The sequence below is a fragment of the Lentzea guizhouensis genome (assembly GCF_001701025.1).
GTDB lineage: Bacteria > Actinomycetota > Actinomycetes > Mycobacteriales > Pseudonocardiaceae > Lentzea > Lentzea guizhouensis.
In genome coordinates, this window is record NZ_CP016793.1 from 4,579,923 (window position 1) to 4,595,794 (window position 15,872).

A 15,872-nucleotide genomic window follows, 5' to 3' on the forward strand; every position below is an offset into this window, starting at 1 on the left:
GATAACTCGAACAGTTACAACTCCAAGAGCATCCGGCTGTTGCCGAGCGTGTTCGGCTTCACGTAGCTCAGGTCGAGGAACTCGGCGACGCCCTCGTCCACCGACCGCATGATCTCCTCGTAGACCTCGGGGCTCACCGGGGTGCCCTCGATCTCCACGAAGCCGTGCTTGCCGAAGAACCGCGTCTCGAAGGTGAGCACGAAGATCCGGGTGAGCTGCAGCTCCTTCGCGGTGGCGATCAGCTGGGCCACGATCCGGTGCCCGACGCCGCGGCCGAGCGCCATGGGGGAGACGGCGACCGAGCGGATCTCGGCCAGGTCCTCCCACATCACGTGCAGGGCGCCACACCCGAGGAGCTCGCCGTCCTCCTCGGCGACCCAGAACTCCTGGACGGCCTCGTACAGCGTCACCAGGGGTTTGGTGAGCAGGACCTTGCCGGCATACCCGTCGATCAACGCCTTCATGGCGCGCACGTCGCTGGTGCGGGCGCGCCGCACGACTACCCCACTGGTCACAACCGTCAAGTATGAGCCGCGCCCCTCGCGTCCCAACGGCGGGCAAGCACCTCGCGTTCCGCGGCGGAGCACTGCTCGGGGGCGGCGACCGCCCGCAGCGCCGCGTGCACGGCCTGCCGCGCCCGCAGCCACGCCGGGTCGGACAGCACGAGGCTCCCCAGGTCGGCGTCCCACGTGCGCAGGTGGTCACCGGCGCGGTCGGCGGCCTCGTGGAACGCGGCGTTCACGTGGACCGCGCAGTTCCCCAGGTCCGCGGGCGCACCCCGCCGCACCGGCTCGCCTTCCGCCACGGCGACGACCGCGACCTGCCGGGGTGTCAGCGCCCGCACCTGCTCCACGAACTCGGCGACCCGCTCCCCGTGCGGGCCGAGCACCCACCACGACGGCACCTCGTCCACCACGGTCAGCTCGCGGCAGGTGGAGAACCAGCGCTCGTCCTCCTGCCGGCGCTCGTCCGCGACGTCCCGGACCCGCCACAACCGGCACGGCCACGTCAGCACGTCACGGGCGTGCCGGTACACGTGGAACCCGGCTCGCCAGCGCACGTCGGACGCCGGTTCGGGGTGCCCGCCACGGCGGCGGGCCGAGAGCCACAGCTCCTCGGAGAACACGACGCGCGCTCCCGGTGCCGGCTCCGGCGAGCCGCGGAAGTCCGCCAGGTCCGGCCGGACGGGGAAGAACAGCTCCACGGCCCGGGAACATACGGGCTCGCGGGGGTCAAGTCCGCTGATTGATGATCCGGGACCTGGGGCGGTTACCCTGAGCGCCGTGTCTTCTCCCACCACTCCGCGACGCGTGTCGCTGCTGACCCTGGGCTGCGCCCGCAACGAGGTCGACTCCGAAGAGCTCGCCGGACGGCTCGGCGAGGGCGGCTGGGAGCTGGTGGACGAGGGCGCTGACGTCGTCGTCGTCAACACGTGCGGCTTCGTCGAGCAGGCCAAGAAGGACTCGGTCGACACGCTGCTGGCGGCCAGTGACACCGGCGCCAAGGTCGTGGCGGTCGGGTGCATGGCCGAGCGGTACGGCAAGGAGCTCGCGGACAGCCTGCCCGAGGCGGCGGCGGTGCTCGGGTTCGACCAGTACAACGACCTGGCCGAGCGGTTGCAGGACGTGCTGCACGGCAAGCCGGTCGAGTCGCACGTGCCGGTGGACCGGCGGACGTTGCTGCCGATCACGCCGGTCAAGCGCCAGGAGGCCAAGGACGCCGTCCAGGTGCCGGGCCACGGCTGGGGGCCGACCAAGACGCCCCGCAAGCGCCTCGACGACGCGCCCGTCGCGCCGCTCAAGATCGCGTCCGGTTGTGACCGCAGGTGCTCGTTCTGCGCGATTCCGAGCTTCCGCGGCGCGTTCGTGTCGCGGCACCCGGACGAGGTCGTGGCCGAGGCGATGTGGCTCGCCGAGAACGGCGTCAAGGAGCTGTTCCTCGTCAGCGAGAACAGCACCAGCTACGGCAAGGACCTGCCGCGTGAGCAGGGTGCCCTGGAGCAGCTGCTGCCCAGGCTCGCGAGCATCCCCGGCGTCGAACGGGTGCGGGTCAGCTACCTGCAGCCCGCCGAGACCAAGCCGAGCCTCGTCGCCGCCATCGCGAAGACCGACAAGGTCGCGAACTACTTCGACATGTCGTTCCAGCACTCCAGCGAGAACGTGCTGCGCCGCATGCGCCGGTTCGGTGACACCGACAGCTTCCTCAAGCTCGTGTGGCAGATCCGCGAGCACGCGCCCGAGGCGGGCATCCGCAGCAACTTCATCGTGGGCTTCCCCGGCGAGACCGAGGAGGACCTGCAGGAGCTCGAGCGGTTCCTCACCGAGGCGCGCCTGGACGCGGTCGGCATCTTCGGCTACTCCGACGAGGACGGCACCGAGGCCGAGGACCTCGACGGCAAGCTCGACGCGGACACCATCGCGGAGCGGGTCACCCGGATCGGCAACCTCGTCGAGGAGCTGACCAGCCAGCGCGCCGAGGACCGGGTCGGGACCGAGGTCGTGGTGCTGGTCGAGCAGGAAGAGGACGAGGAGAGCGACTGCGTCGGGCGCGCCGAGCACCAGGCGCCCGAGGTCGACGGCGAGTGCATCGTGCTGGATGCGGAGGACCTCAAGCGCGGTGACCTGGTCCGCTGCCGGGTCGTGGACTCCGAGGGCGTCGACCTCGTCGTCGAGCCAGTGGAGGTGCTGGCGACATGACGGAGGCCAGGAAGGTCCCGCTGCTCAACGTCGCCAACGTCCTCACGATGGCGCGGATGGCACTCGTCCCGGTCTTCCTGATCGCCCTGTTCGAAGCCGGTGGGTTCGACACCACCTGGCGGCTCGTCGCGTTCGGCATCTTCGCCGTCGCGAGCTTCACCGACCACATCGACGGCACGCTCGCCCGCAAGCACGGGCTCATCACCGACTTCGGCAAGATCGCCGACCCGATCGCGGACAAGGCGCTCACCGGGTCGGCGCTGGTGGGCCTGAGCATCCTCGACGTGCTGCCGTGGTGGATCACGATCACCATCGCCGTCCGCGAGGTGGGCATCACGCTGCTGCGGTTCTGGGTGATCCGCTACGGCGTCATCCCCGCCAGCCGCGGCGGCAAGGCCAAGACCGTCGCCCAGGTGTTCGCGATCGGGTTGTTCCTGCTCCCGCAGAACGACGTGCTCTCCGTCGTCGCGTGGGTGATCATGGCCGCGGCGCTCGTGCTCACGGTCGTCACGGGAATCGACTACGTCGTCCGGGCGTTCAAGATGAAGGCAAGGGCAGGTCGAGCGGTGGCATGAACGTCGTGGACCTGCTCAAAGCGAACAACCAGACCGTCGCCACGGCCGAGTCGCTCACCGCGGGTCTGCTGTGCGCGACGATCGTCGACACACCGGGGGCGAGTGCCGTGGTCCGCGGTGGGTTGATCGTCTACGCCACCGAGCTCAAGCACGAGCTCGCCGGCGTGGACCAGCAGTTGCTCGACGAGCACGGAGCCGTGCACCCCGAGGTGGCTCTCCAGCTGGCCGACGGCGCGCGCGAGCGGTGCCGGGCGGACTGGGGGATCGGGCTCACCGGGGTCGCTGGGCCGGACCCGCAGGACGGAGTCGCTCCGGGGACGGTCCACATCGGCTTGAGCGGACCTGGAGTGTCCACGGTGCGGACCGTCACTGTGAGTGGCGACCGAAAAGCGGTGCGTCTCACAGCCGTGGAGAAAGCCCTGGTCCTGCTCTCGGGGTACCTGCTGATGACCGGCGACGGGAACAAATGATGACCGGCCGTTCGTTCGCCCTTGGCGGACGTGTTCGGAAGTCACTGCCCGTTGTCGGTGTCGATCGGTAACGTAGGGACACGGCCGGCCGGAAGGAGGCGCGCGATGACCGTGCTGCTGCGCGAGGCGATCGGTGATCGGCTTCGCCATGCCCGCACCAACCAACGCCGCACGCTGCGCGAGGTCTCTCGGACCGCCCGCGTGAGCCTGGGGTACCTGTCCGAGGTGGAGCGCGGCCGCAAAGAGGCGTCCAGCGAGCTCCTCGCGGCCATCTGCGAGGCGTTAGAGCTGCCTCTGTCCGAACTGCTGCACCACGTCGCCTCCGACATCGGCGCCGTCCAGCAGACGCCGGACACGGTGCCGGACACCGTTCCCGGTGGTCGCGGCGAGCGCGGCAAGCTGGAGGGTGGCCGGGTGCTGCCGAGCACGCTCTCGGACGACCTGTCCGACCTGCGGTTGCAGCCGATGCTCAGCCACCGCCTCACGAGCAAGATCGGCGAGAAACCGAAAGCAGTGGTCGCCGCATAGGGCACCCATCTGTCGTTTTCGACCCCGTTCACCACTTCCGGTGAACGGGGTCGCTGGCATCCGGGCGAGCTGAGAGACCGCTGAGAAGGTCTGTGGTCCCCGCCACGTGACTCGCTGCAACAACAGCGGCCACCCGCGCGTTCAACTGACAACGACCCCGGTCTGTTGAACACGAGACAACGGCTTGGCCACAGCGGGCGGGGTCACCGCGTCGAGGGGCGCGGGTGCGGGCAGGATTGCACGTCGTCAGGCGTGTTCTCCTAAGTCCCGGGGTGGGTCAGGGTGTTCCCGGATATCTCCCCGTGTCGGTGGATACCCCGGCGCACAATTGAGACGATGGATCCAACACCGGCACCGAGAAGGCAGGCGTAGGAGATGGCCAGTCCGTTCGTGAAGTTCTGGAAGTACCTGATGGCATCGTTCTCGTCCAAGATCGACGAGCACGCTGACCCCAAGGTGCAGATCCAGCAGGCCATCGAGGAGGCGCAGCGTCAGCACCAGGCGCTCTCTCAGCAGGCCGCGGCCGTGATCGGCAACCAGCGGCAGCTGGAGATGAAGCTGAACCGGCAGCTGGGCGACGTCGAGAAGCTGCAGGCCTCCGCCCGTCAGGCGCTCGTGCTCGCCGACGAGGCGCGCTCGAAGGGCGACGAGCAGAAGGCCACCCAGTTCGAGAACGCCGCGCAGGGCTTCGCCACCCAGCTCGTCACCGCTGAGCAGGGCATCGAGGACCTCAAGACGCTGCACGACCAGTCGCTGCAGGCCGCCGCACAGGCCAAGCAGGCCGTCGAGCGCAACTCGATGATGCTGCAGCAGAAGCTGGCCGAGCGCACGAAGCTGCTGAGCCAGCTGGAGCAGGCGAAGATGCAGGAGCAGGTCTCCGCGTCGCTGAACCAGATGAGCGAGCTCGCCGCGCCCGGCAACGTGCCGTCCCTCGAAGAGGTCCGCGACAAGATCGAGAAGCGCTACTCGACCGCGCTGGGGTCCGCCGAGCTCGCCCAGAACTCGGTGCAGGGCCGCATGCTCGAGGTGCAGGCCTCGACCACGCAGATGGCCGGCTCGTCGCGCCTGGAGCAGATCCGCGCGTCCATGCACGGCGGTCAGGCGAACACGCCGCAGCAGGTGACGGCGGGCAACAGCGCGGCCGCGCAGATCCAGGCTGAGATCGCGCAGCGCGTCCAGCAGGAGCAGAAGACCACGCAGCAGCAGGTCCCGCCGGCTCAGAACTGAGCCACCGGGGGAGGAGTCAGCAGGTGATCATGGAGCCCTGGAGAAACCGTCCCAACAACGAGATCGTCCGCAAGGTCGCCGGCGAGTTGGGTGCGTCGCTCCAGGGCCACCCGCTGGCCGAGCAGGCGCGCTACCGGCTGCAGAAGTGGAACGACCCGGTCGCGAAGCTCGAGCGCAAGCGCAAGCGCACCAACGCCGTGCTCACGTTCTGGGCGATCCTGATCACGATGCTCGGCACGCTGGCCGTCTTCGGCTTCACCGGCGTGCTGGGCACCTGGGCCGCCGTGGCCGGCTCGATCGGCGCCGCCGTGCCCTCGGTCCTCGCCGTGCGCAGCGGCTTGAAGCTGCGCGAGCTGAACGTGGCCAGGCAGCGGCTCGCGCTGAGCCCACCGCCTCCGCCCCGGCCGCCGCTGCCCGCGCACATCTCCGCCGCGCGGGCGCCGATGGAGAAGCTGCACAGCGCCGAGGACACGATGACCGAGCTGCTCAAGCAGCTCGACTCGCCGACGCTCACCTCGTTGCCGACCGAGTCGATCCAGCACGCCCGCCAGACCGCCCAGGAGGCGTCCGCGGCCATCCGTTCGGTGTCGGCGCAGCTGCAGGCCGTCGAACGGGCCCGGGACACCGCTCCGCACCTGGAGCGCACGGCGTTGATCGAGGGCGTGCGGGTGCTCAGGGTCCAACTGGCGGACGGCGTGGACCGCTACTGTGCGTTGGTGGCCGCCGCGGGGCAGGCGCTCGCGGCGAGCACGGCCTACACGGATCCGCGCACGGTGCTGGACGACGCCACCGACCACATGGCCGGCCTCGCCTCGGCGATGCGCGACGTGTCAGGCTATTCAGCGTATTAATCGTCACGCTGGGTAATCACATACGTCTATCGGCGTGGAATGCTGGAGATATTTACGGCAATCGTGTGATTATCAGACCGTTATCTAGCCGTGGCCACTACCAGGCGTGGCAGGATTCCGGGGCCGGGCAGCGGGAAGTCCGGGTGGGTTGCCGGGAGGCAGTGCGTTGGCGTTGTGGACCGTGCACGGGGACGGTCGGATCACCGACAGTGAGACCGTCGCACCGCAGGAGCGGGTGAGCTGGCCGCTGACCGTCGGGTTCGGCGTGCAGCACCTGGTCGCCATGTTCGGCGCCACGGTGATCGTGCCCACCGCCACGGGTCTCCCCGTCGCCACCACGCTGCTCTTCTCCGGCCTCGGCACGCTGCTGTTCCTGCTGATCACCAAGAACCGCGTCCCCAGCTACCTCGGCTCGTCCTTCGCGTTCGTCGCACCGCTGGTCGCCGCCCGCGAACAGGGCATCGCCGCCCAGCTCGGCGGCGTGGTCGCGGCCGGGCTGCTGGTGATCGTCATCGGCATCGCGGTCAAGGCGCTCGGCGTGCGGCTGCTGGAGACGGTCATGCCGCCGGTCGTCACCGGCGCCGTCGTGATCATCATCGGCCTCAACCTCTCGCACCAGGCCACCTCGCACTTCGCGGAGCAGCCGGCGCTCGCGGCGATCACGACCGGGGTGATCCTGCTGGCCGGGGTGCTCGGCCGCGGGGTGCTGTTCCGGTTCTCGGTGCTGTTCGGGTTCGTCGCCGTGTGGGTCGGCGGCGTGCTGGCCGGCGCGGTGCCGCCGGCGAAGTTCGCGGCGTTGCGCGACGCGGCCTGGGTGGGCCTGCCGCAGCTGCACCAGCCGGAGCTGCGCCCGTCCGTCGTGCTGCTGATGCTGCCGGTGGTGATCGTCCTGGTCGCCGAGGTCGTCGGGCACGTCAAGGCGGTGGCCGCGCTGACCGGCCGCAACCTCGACGGCAGCGCCGGTGACGCGATCATCGCCAACGGCCTGTCCACGGCGTTGTCCGGCCTGGGCGGCGGCGTGGGCACGACGACGTACTCCGAGAACATCGGCGTGATGGCCGTGACCCGCATCTACACGACGGCGGCGTTCGCGATCGCCGGGGTGATCTCCGTGCTGCTCGCGTTCTCCCCGAAGGCCATCGCGCTGTTCGGCACCATCCCGCCCGGAGTCCTGGGCGGGTGCACGCTGGTGCTCTACGGCCTGATCGTGCTCATCGGCGTGCGGATCTGGATGGACCGCGGCGTCGACCTCACCAACCCGGTCAACGCCATGGTCGGCGGTGCCGCGCTGGTCGCCGGTGTCGGCGACCTGACCATCGAGATCGGTGAGCTGAAGATGGGCGGCCTGGTGTGGGGATCGCTGCTCGTGGTGATCCTGCACCCGGTGATGCGCTGGCTACGCGCCGCCCGGCACACCTCGTAGCGCCTTGTTGATCCGGCTGACCAGGCCGGGACCCTCGTAGATGAACCCGGTGTAGAGCTGCACCAGGCTCGCGCCCGCGTCGATCATGCGCTGGGCGTCGTCCGGCGTCGCGATGCCGCCGACCCCGATCACCGGCAGGTCGCTGTTCTTCGTGATGAACCGGACCACGTCGTTCGCCCGCCGGGTCAGCGGGCGGCCGCTCAGACCGCCCGTCTCGTCCCTGTGGTGGCTGCTCAGGCCCTCACGGCTCACCGTGGTGTTGGTGGCGATCAGGCCCTTGATGCCGTGGTCCTCGCACACCTGGACGACCTCCGCGATGGCGTCCTCGGTGAGGTCGGGCGCGATCTTGACGAGCATCGGCTTGTCGGTGGCCCGCGTCAGCGCCTGCACCAGCTCGGTGAGCGCGCCCTTGTCCTGCAGGCTGCGCAGGCCAGGCGTGTTCGGCGAGCTGACGTTGATCGCGTAGTAGTCGCCGTGGTCCTGCAAGGCGCTCAGCGAGTTCAGGTAGTCCTCGACGGCGTGCTCGACCGGCGTGACCTTGGACTTGCCCAGGCTGATGCCCAGCGGGGCGCGCAGCGTGGTCTTGTCGAGCTTCGCCGCGAGCGCGCGCGCTCCGGCGTTGTTGAAGCCCATCCGGTTGATGATCGCCTCGTCCTCGCGCAGGCGGAACAGCCGCGGCTTGGGGTTGCCCGGCTGCGCGTGCCACGTGACGGTGCCGACCTCGACGAACCCGAACCCCAGCGCGGCCCACGCCGGCAGCGCGCGCCCGTCCTTGTCCAGCCCGGCGGCGAGACCGACCGGGTTGGGGAAGCGGACGCCGAACACGGTGCGCGGGTTGTCCTGGCCCCGCGCGAACCTGGCCAGCGGGCTGAGCCGCGCCATGGCGTTGAGCGTGGTCTCGTGGACCCGCTCCGCGTCGCCGCCGTGCATCGAGAACAACGCCTTGCGAACCACCTGCTTGTAGACCACGCGGTCACCCTATAACGGCAGCTCAGGGTGGGCGCGCGCCGGTCGTCCCGGTCGAGGCGCAGCTCAGGACGGCTTGGGCACCTTCACCGTCGCCTGCTCGTCGAGCGGCACGGCCGGCTTGGCCAGGAACCGCACCGGCAACGACCGCAGGCCGCGGCTGCCCAGCGACACCCGCCAGCCCAGCGGCTGCGCGGTGTCGAGCGCCAGCGTGGTGCAGCGCGAGAGCAACGTCCGGAACGCCACCTCGCCCTCCAGCCTCGCCATCGGCGCGCCCAGGCAGAAGTGCATGCCGTGCCCGAACGCCAGGTGCTGCCGGTCCGCGCGTTCGATGTTGAGCTGGTCGGCGCGCGGGTACCGGCTGGTGTCGCGGTCGGCGGAGGCCAGCGACAGCAGCACGACGTCACCGGCGGGGATCTGCACGCCGCCGATCGTCAGGTCCTGGCTCGCGAACCGCAGCAGGTGCGAGGTGGGGCCGTCGAACCGCAGGAACTCCTCGATCGCGCCGGGCAGCAACGACGACGAGCGCTGCAGCAGCTCCAGCTGTTCGGGGTGGCGCAGCAACGCCAGCGTGCCGTTGCCGACCAGGTCCACCGCCGTCGTGTAGCCCGCCACGAGCAGCAGGAACGCCAGCGACGCGAGCTCGCGGTCGGTCAGCGCGGCCTCGCCCGTGGCACGGGCCAGCCCGCCGATCAGGTCGTCGTCGCCGGAGGTCCGCTTGTGCGCCACCAGGTCCTGCAGGTACCCGGACGCCTCCTCGCGGGCGGAGCCGGCGTCACCGTCGGCGAGCCCGGTGACCACGTCCGCCCAGTACCGGAAGTTCTCCTGGTCGACCGCCGGCACGCCGAGCAGCTCCATCAGCAGGGTGATCGGCAGCGGGGCCGCGAAGTCCGCGACCAGGTCGCAGCGGCCGGCGTCGGCGAAGGAGTCCACCAGTGACGCCGCCAGCTGCTCGGCCCGCGGGCGCAGCGCGGCGATGCGGCGCGGGGTCAGCTCGCTCGACACGGCCCGGCGCAGGCGGGTGTGGTCGGGGGCATCGGCGTTCATCATGTGGTCGGACAGGTCGCCGAACCACCACGACGCGAAGTGCGGGTGGCCGCGCAGGGGTCCGGCGAGCGCGGTGCCGTGCGAGGACAGCAGCGGGTGGTCCAACGCGGCCCGCACGTCGCGGTAGCGGGTCACGAGCCACATGGGCACGCCGAAGTTCTCGACCCGGTGCACGGGACCTGCCTCACGCAGGCTCGTCAGCACCGAGTACGGGTCGTCGGTGAAGCCCGGGCGCAACGCATCCAGATTTACCGCCATGTCGAAGGACACGGCCGGGGGAGCGTCTCGGTTCAACCGGACTGGCATTTAGGGCAGAAGTACACGAATCTGCCGTCGAACTCGCCCGAACGGACTCTTGTGCGGCACCGCAAACACGGCCTGCCGGTGCGTTCGAAAACGTAGTGCTGCACCCGCAGGTCGCCCGTCGTGGACTGCTCCGGCCGCCACTGGTTGGCCTGCAACAGCTTCCGCGACAGCGCAACCGCACGTCGGGGGTCCGTCGCCGACACCGGTGCCGTCGGGAGAACGCCCAGCAGGAAACACACTTCCGCGCGGTAGAGATTGCCGACACCGGCCATCACGCGCTGGTCCAACAATGCGATCCCGACAGGCCGTTCGGGATCCGCGGTCAACCGCCGAACGGCCTCAGCGGCGTCGAAGTCGGGCGAGAGCAGATCGGGCCCGAGATGTGAGATGAGCTCGTCTTCCCGATGTGTCGGGAGGAACTCCAGGTCGTGCAACGCGAACCCGATGGCCTGCCGGTCGTCCACCTCGAACACCGCGCGGGCCTGGTGCCCAGGACGTTTCCAGCGCTCGCCCGGCCGGTACAGGTGCCACGCGCCGTCCATCCGGAAGTGGCTGCGCAGGCTGTTGCCGTCGGAGAACCGGGTGAACATGTGCTTGCCGTACGTGCGCACGGCGAGGACGTCCAGCCCGGCCAGGTCCAGCGCGGCGAGCTTCGGGTGGCGGAACTCGCCGCGCAGCAGCGTCTTCCCGGCCAGGGCATCGTTCATCCGATGACCGGCCAGGAAGACGGTGTCGCCTTCAGGCATCCACCGCCTCTTGGATCTCGTCGTCGTCGAAGTCGTGGTGCACCGCACGCCGGCGGCTGCGGGAGATGCGCTGGATGCGGGCCAGCAGCAGGTTGAACGCCAGCGCCACCTCACGCGCGCCCGGAGTACCCCACTCGTGGATCGGCATGCACGCGCCTTGGGCCTGTTGCACGGCGAGCCGGTCCGGCAACGCCACCGGCATCACCAGCGGGCCGAAGATGTCGCGCAGCTCCTCGATGCGGAACTGGTGCTCGTGTGAGCGCGGTCGCACCCGGTTCACCACGACGCCCAGCGGCTGCAGATCGGTGTTGTTGTTCTCACGTTCGTTCTGGACCGCCTCGAACGCGCGCTGCACACCCGCCACGGCGAACATGGTCGGCTCGGTCACCAGCAACGCGCGGTCGGCCGCGACCAGCGCGGAGCGGGTCAGCTGGCCCAGCGAGGGCGGGCAGTCGAGCAGCACGAGCTGGTAGGGGAACTCGTCGTACATGTCGCGCAACGTGCGCAGCGCGGCTTTGAGCCGGTGCAGGCGCGACTCGTTGGGGTCGGGGTGGTTGAGCAGCTCGGCGTCCTCCGACCCGGACAGCACGTCGATGCCGTCACCCCACCTGCTGGGGCGGATCGCCTGTTCCAGGTTCTCCTCCGACGGGTCCTTCAGGACGTCGTAGATGCTCGCCTTCGGATCCTCGGGCTCCAGCGTCGACGTGGCGTTGCACTGCGGATCGAGGTCGATCACCAGAGTGCGGACACCACGGCGGAGGGCGGCAGAGGCCAGGCCGAGCACCACCGTCGTCTTGCCGACGCCTCCCTTGAGGCTGAGCACGGACACCGTATGCACAGACCTACTCTAGGGTCTCCTACGCTGTGTGCCATGCGACCGGACGCCGTACAGAGGGTGCTCGACGCCGAACTGGCCGCCGCGCGCGAGCGCAGGGGTGGCGAACCGCCCCGCGTGCTTGACGTCGGCGGCGGCAGCGGCGTGTGGGCCGTGCCACTGGCCGCCGCGGGCTGTGCCGTCACGGTCGTGGAGCCGTCGCCGAACGCGCTGGCCACCCTGCACACGCGTGCGCGCGAGGCGGGTGTGACGATCAACGCGGTCCAGGGCGACACCGACTCGTTGGGCGTTCCCGCTGGTGAGGCCGATCTGGTGCTCGCACACGGGGTGCTGGAGGTCGTGGACGACGCACCCGCCGCGTTGGTGGCGCTGGCCGCGGCGGTGACGCCGGGCGGGGCGGTGTCGGTGCTGGTGGCGAGCCGGTTCGCGGCGATCCTGCACCGCGCGATCGCCGGCCGGATCGTCGACGCGCGGCGGTTGCTGGACGACGACGCGGGCCAGCTGGCGGGCACGCGCGACCCGTTGCGGCGCCGGTTCGACGTGGCCGGCCTGGAGAAGCTGGTGCTCGGCGCCGGACTTTCCGTCGAGTTGCTGCAAGGCCACGGCGTGGTGTCGGACCTGGTGCCCGGCGTCGTGTTGGATGCGAATCCGGGTGCCGCCGACGCGCTGGCCGAGCTCGAGCTGGCCGCTGCCACGCGGTCTCCGCTGCGCGACGTGGCCGCCCGGCTGCACGTGCTCGCCCGCCGCACTCACTGAGCCTTTGCTTTCGGGACGAATGTTGTCCCGTGGAGTGGTCCCAAACGACTTTGCGGCGAAAGATGTAGTCTTCGCTCGTCTACGTAGGGACCCGCGCCATGGAGAGTTCCGACCTGCTGGCCTCGCTGGTGAACGAGGCCGTCGCGGGTGACCGGCCTGCCGTCGAACGGCTGCTGGCCTCCGTCCGGCCGCTCGTGACCCGGTACTGCCGGGCGCGCGTCGGGCGGGGCGAACGCGCGTACGCCTCGGCGGACGACGTGGCCCAGGAGGTCTGCCTGGCCGTGCTCACGTCGCTGCCGACCTACCGCGAGCAGGGCAGGCCGTTCCTGGCGTTCGTCTACGGCATCGCCGCCCACAAGGTCGCCGACGCCCACCGCGCCTCCGCCCGCAACCGCTCCGAACCGGTCGCCGAGGTGCCGGACGGCCCGTCGACGACCGCGGACCCGGAGCAGAGCGCGCTGCTCGGCTCGTTGTCGGCGCGCCTGGGGCAGCTGCTGGGCTCGTTGCCGGACAAGCAGCGCGAGATCCTGGTGCTGCGCGTGGTGGTGGGGCTGACGGCGGAGGAGACGGCCGAGGCGGTCGGGTCGACGCCGGGCGCTGTGCGGGTGGCGCAGCACCGGGCACTCGCGAAGCTGCGGTCCGCGGTGGGGGTCGAGGAGCTGATTTGACCGGGGCCTTCTACGACGCGCTGGCCGGGTCCTACGACCTGATGTTCCCGGACTGGGACGCGTCGATGGCCCGGCAGGCCGCGCAGCTCTCGGAGTTCGTCCCGGCTGGTGCGCGCGTTCTGGACTGTGCGTGTGGCATCGGTACCCAAGCGATCGGTCTGGCGATGCGCGGGTACTCCGTCGTCGGGGCCGACCTCTCGCCGGTGGCGGCTCGTCGGGCCGGTGTGGAGGCTTCGGCGCGAGGGGTTTCACTGCCCGTTGTCGCGGCAGACATGCGTTCGTTGCCGTTCGCTTCGGATTCTTTCGACGTCGTTGTCGCGTTGGACAATGCGATGCCACATCTGCTCACCGCGGACGACATGCTGGCCGCGTTGCGGGAGATGCGCCGGGTGCTCAGATCGGGCGGCAGGCTGATTGTCTCGATCCGCGACTACGACGAACTGCTTTTGTCGCGACCGTTGTCGACACCTCCGTCCGTGGGCCCTGGGCGGGTCGTGTGGTTCCAGCTCTGGCACTGGGACGGCGACCAGTACGAGCTGGAGATGTTCCGGCTGCACGAGGCGGAGTCGTGGCAGGTCGTGGTGGACAAGGCACGGTATTGGGCGATCAACCGTCACGAATTCACCGATTTGGCGGAACGCGCCGGTTTCGCTTCCCCGGAGTGGTTCCTCTCCGCGTTCTACCAACCGCTGATGATTGCTCCATTCGAGTGACGTTCCGAAACTTCCCCTACTTTCCGCATAAGGAGTGACGATCCACACGTCTCCTCTCCGAGGCGTTCAGGAGGGGGCACTCACATGGAAAGTTCGGCTTTGCCCGCAGAGCTGGTCAACCGCGCGGTCCACGGCGACCACAGGGCCGTTGACCAGGTGCTTCGCTACCTGCGCCCGTTGGTGGTGAAGTACTGTCGCGCGCGTGTGGGGCGTTCCGCGACGACTGCGGACGACGTCGCGCAGGACGTGTGCCTGGCCGTGCTGAGGGCTCTCCCGAACTACCGCGAGCAGGGCAGGCCCTTCCTGGCGTTCGTTTACGGCATCGCCGCCCACAAGGTCGCCGACGCCCACCGCGCGCTCGCCCGCAACCGAGCGGAGCCGACCGCGGAGGTGCCGGACCAGGTCTCGCACGGCGCCGGGCCCGAGGACTTCGCCCTGCGGGGCGAGCTGAACGGTGCCCTGGGTGAGCTGCTGCGCCGGCTGCCCGACAAACAACGCGAGATCCTCGTGCTGCGCGTGGTGGTGGGTCTGTCGGCCGAGGAGACCGCTGAGGCCGTCGGCTCGACTCCCGGCGCCGTGCGCGTGGCGCAGCACCGCGCCCTGGGCCGGCTGCGCAAGGAGATCGCCGAGGCCAGCGTCCTGATCTGATGGGAAGCACAGAGACGGCCGACGAGCACGTCGCCGGCGCCCTGGCCGGCGACCGCGCGGCCGTGGCCAAGCTGCTCGAAGCGATCCGCCCGGTGATCCTCCGCTACTGCCGCTCCCGAGTAGGTGCCCTCTCCTCGGCGGACGACGTCGCACAAGAGGTCTGCCTGGCCGTGCTCACCGCATTGCCCTCCTACCGCGACCAGGGACGCCCGTTCCTGGCCTTCGTCTACGGCATCGCCTCCCACAAGGTGGCCGACGCCCACCGCGCCGCCGCCCGCGACCGCTCCGACCCGACCTCCGACCTCCCCGAGTCGGCCGACCGCTCGGCGGGCCCGGAGGAACGCGCGCTCGGCAGCGACCTCTCGCGCCGCATGGCGCGGCTGCTGGAGGTGCTGCCCGAGAAGCAGCGCGAGATCGTGCGGCTGCGCGTGGTGGTGGGGATGTCGGCGGAGGAGGTGGCGGAGGCGGTCGGGTCGACGCCGGGCGCGGTGCGGGTGGCCCAGCACCGGGCGCTGGCCAGGCTGCGCAAGGAGTTCGGCTCGCTCGGTGAGTGATTTGCTTTTGAAACCGTTTGGAACTGGTTGGTCCGACTGCGTGGGATGAGTGCTCCGCAACGACATCTCCATTGGCAAAGGCACCAACACGCCGTCGCCGACGTAGGGACCCAGTGCATGGGGCAAACCCCAGAAGCAGCGCATGAGCGCGAACTGAGCGAGCCTCTGCTCACCGTGGCAGACGTGGCCCGCCACTTCAGTTCTCTCGAAGCCGACCCGCTTCGCATGGACGACCTGCTCGTCCGGCACTTCCGCGAGGCCGGCTGTGCCGGTCCGGTATGGCACGCCTACCTCGACCGGCTTCTCGGCTACGGCCTCGAGATCGTTACAAGCCTGGTCAAGTCGGGTGCGATGTTCGCCAGGTGCGAGAAGCGCGAGCGTTCCCTGGCACGCCAGGACGTCCTGCCGCACGAGGCGGAGGACCTCGCGAGCGAGACCGTGCTGGCCGGGTTCGTCCTGTTCCGCGACAAAGGCGTTCTCGGCGGTCTGTGGTCCGTCGAGAACGGACCGTTGAAGGAGTACTTCGTCAACGCTTGTGTGCTCGCCTTCCCCAATGTCTACCGCCGCTGGCGGACCAGCAGCAACGCCTGGCACGAACTGCACCTGCTGGACGCGTGGTCCCGCCTCGAACACGTCGCCGCCGACGGCGAGCCGGAGGACGCGATCCTCGCCCGCGAGGCGGTGGACGCCCTCTTCGCCGAGCTGAGCGAGGACGGCAGGACGTTGCTCTTCCTGAAGGACCAGAACTACTCGCACGCGGAGATCGCCGAGTTCATGCGGATCTCGACGCGCGCTGTCGAAGGCAAGCTCCGGCGCGCGAAAGAGGCTGCCCGCGGGGCGGCGAAGGGAGGGCGGTGACCGCC

At 70.0% G+C, this 15,872-nt stretch carries 19 protein-coding genes; 13 read left to right on the top strand and 6 right to left on the bottom strand.

Annotated elements, in window-relative coordinates; all coding sequences use genetic code 11:
- Window positions 1-14 precede the first annotated feature (14 nt).
- Complete coding sequence (locus BBK82_RS22755; protein WP_241270823.1) at window positions 15-464, bottom strand: amino-acid N-acetyltransferase; 450 nt, start codon at window positions 462-464, stop codon at window positions 15-17.
- 56 nt (window positions 465-520) lie between these two features.
- A complete protein-coding gene (locus BBK82_RS51685) occupies window positions 521-1,204 on the bottom strand; it encodes a hypothetical protein (RefSeq protein WP_170067833.1) in 684 nt (227 codons plus the stop codon).
- Window positions 1,205-1,283: 79 nt separating this feature from the next.
- Here BBK82_RS51685 and rimO point away from each other — a divergent pair, with 79 nt between their 5' ends.
- The 7 genes from rimO (at window position 1,284) to BBK82_RS22795 (ending at window position 7,770) form a co-directional block, all read left to right on the top strand.
- A complete protein-coding gene (rimO, locus tag BBK82_RS22765; RefSeq protein WP_179953796.1) occupies window positions 1,284-2,696 on the top strand; it encodes a 30S ribosomal protein S12 methylthiotransferase RimO in 1,413 nt (470 codons plus the stop codon).
- Complete coding sequence (pgsA, locus tag BBK82_RS22770) at window positions 2,693-3,271, top strand: CDP-diacylglycerol--glycerol-3-phosphate 3-phosphatidyltransferase (protein ID WP_065916813.1); 579 nt, start codon at window positions 2,693-2,695, stop codon at window positions 3,269-3,271. The genes rimO and pgsA overlap by 4 nt, the downstream gene beginning before the upstream one ends.
- A complete protein-coding gene (locus BBK82_RS22775) occupies window positions 3,268-3,741 on the top strand; it encodes a CinA family protein (RefSeq protein ID WP_065916814.1) in 474 nt (157 codons plus the stop codon). Before pgsA ends, BBK82_RS22775 begins: the two co-directional genes overlap by 4 nt.
- Before the next feature lie 105 nt (window positions 3,742-3,846).
- Window positions 3,847-4,269, top strand: a complete 423-nt coding sequence (locus BBK82_RS22780; protein ID WP_065916815.1) for a helix-turn-helix domain-containing protein — start codon at window positions 3,847-3,849, stop codon at window positions 4,267-4,269.
- Window positions 4,270-4,644: 375 nt separating this feature from the next.
- A complete protein-coding gene (locus tag BBK82_RS22785) occupies window positions 4,645-5,496 on the top strand; it encodes a PspA/IM30 family protein (RefSeq protein WP_065916816.1) in 852 nt (283 codons plus the stop codon).
- A 29-nt stretch (window positions 5,497-5,525) separates the two neighbouring features.
- Window positions 5,526-6,347: a phage shock envelope stress response protein PspM gene (gene pspM, locus BBK82_RS22790; protein ID WP_065921275.1), complete on the top strand. Its 822-nt coding sequence runs from the start codon at window positions 5,526-5,528 to the stop codon at window positions 6,345-6,347.
- Between the two features lie 181 nt (window positions 6,348-6,528).
- On the top strand, window positions 6,529-7,770 hold the full coding sequence (locus BBK82_RS22795; protein WP_335618103.1) for a uracil-xanthine permease family protein: 1,242 nt from the start codon (window positions 6,529-6,531) through the stop codon (window positions 7,768-7,770).
- On the opposite strand, the gene BBK82_RS22800 is transcribed toward BBK82_RS22795, so the two are convergent.
- The 4 genes from BBK82_RS22800 to BBK82_RS22815 all read right to left on the bottom strand — a co-directional run bounded on the left by BBK82_RS22800 (window position 7,744) and on the right by BBK82_RS22815 (window position 11,673).
- The gene (locus BBK82_RS22800; protein ID WP_065916818.1) at window positions 7,744-8,739 is read right to left on the bottom strand and encodes a quinone-dependent dihydroorotate dehydrogenase; all 996 of its coding nucleotides are present in this window, start codon (window positions 8,737-8,739) and stop codon (window positions 7,744-7,746) included. The genes BBK82_RS22795 and BBK82_RS22800 overlap by 27 nt on opposite strands.
- A gap of 63 nt (window positions 8,740-8,802) precedes the next feature.
- Entirely contained in the window at window positions 8,803-10,053 is a 1,251-nt protein-coding gene (locus BBK82_RS22805) for a cytochrome P450 family protein (protein ID WP_065916819.1), read from the bottom strand.
- 20 nt (window positions 10,054-10,073) lie between these two features.
- On the bottom strand, window positions 10,074-10,835 hold the full coding sequence (locus BBK82_RS22810; protein ID WP_065916820.1) for a DNA-formamidopyrimidine glycosylase family protein: 762 nt from the start codon (window positions 10,833-10,835) through the stop codon (window positions 10,074-10,076).
- Window positions 10,828-11,673, bottom strand: a complete 846-nt coding sequence (locus BBK82_RS22815; protein ID WP_065916821.1) for a ParA family protein — start codon at window positions 11,671-11,673, stop codon at window positions 10,828-10,830. The genes BBK82_RS22810 and BBK82_RS22815 overlap by 8 nt, the downstream gene beginning before the upstream one ends.
- A 33-nt stretch (window positions 11,674-11,706) precedes the next feature.
- Here BBK82_RS22815 and BBK82_RS22820 point away from each other — a divergent pair, with 33 nt between their 5' ends.
- The 6 genes from BBK82_RS22820 to BBK82_RS22845 all read left to right on the top strand — a co-directional run bounded on the left by BBK82_RS22820 (window position 11,707) and on the right by BBK82_RS22845 (window position 15,867).
- Entirely contained in the window at window positions 11,707-12,426 is a 720-nt protein-coding gene (locus BBK82_RS22820; RefSeq protein ID WP_065916822.1) for a class I SAM-dependent methyltransferase, read from the top strand.
- 98 nt (window positions 12,427-12,524) lie between these two features.
- The gene (locus BBK82_RS22825; RefSeq protein ID WP_065916823.1) at window positions 12,525-13,094 is read left to right on the top strand and encodes a sigma-70 family RNA polymerase sigma factor; all 570 of its coding nucleotides are present in this window, start codon (window positions 12,525-12,527) and stop codon (window positions 13,092-13,094) included.
- Between the two features lie 41 nt (window positions 13,095-13,135).
- Entirely contained in the window at window positions 13,136-13,807 is a 672-nt protein-coding gene (locus BBK82_RS22830; protein WP_065921276.1) for a class I SAM-dependent methyltransferase, read from the top strand.
- A gap of 84 nt (window positions 13,808-13,891) precedes the next feature.
- Window positions 13,892-14,455 carry a sigma-70 family RNA polymerase sigma factor gene (locus BBK82_RS22835; RefSeq protein ID WP_065916824.1) on the top strand — a complete coding sequence of 188 codons (564 nt, stop codon included), beginning with the start codon at window positions 13,892-13,894 and terminating at the stop codon, window positions 14,453-14,455.
- Window positions 14,455-15,009 carry an RNA polymerase sigma factor ShbA gene (gene shbA, locus BBK82_RS22840; RefSeq protein WP_065916825.1) on the top strand — a complete coding sequence of 185 codons (555 nt, stop codon included), beginning with the start codon at window positions 14,455-14,457 and terminating at the stop codon, window positions 15,007-15,009. Before BBK82_RS22835 ends, shbA begins: the two co-directional genes overlap by 1 nt.
- A 183-nt stretch (window positions 15,010-15,192) precedes the next feature.
- A complete protein-coding gene (locus tag BBK82_RS22845) occupies window positions 15,193-15,867 on the top strand; it encodes an RNA polymerase sigma factor (RefSeq protein ID WP_170067953.1) in 675 nt (224 codons plus the stop codon).
- Window positions 15,868-15,872 lie beyond the last annotated feature (5 nt).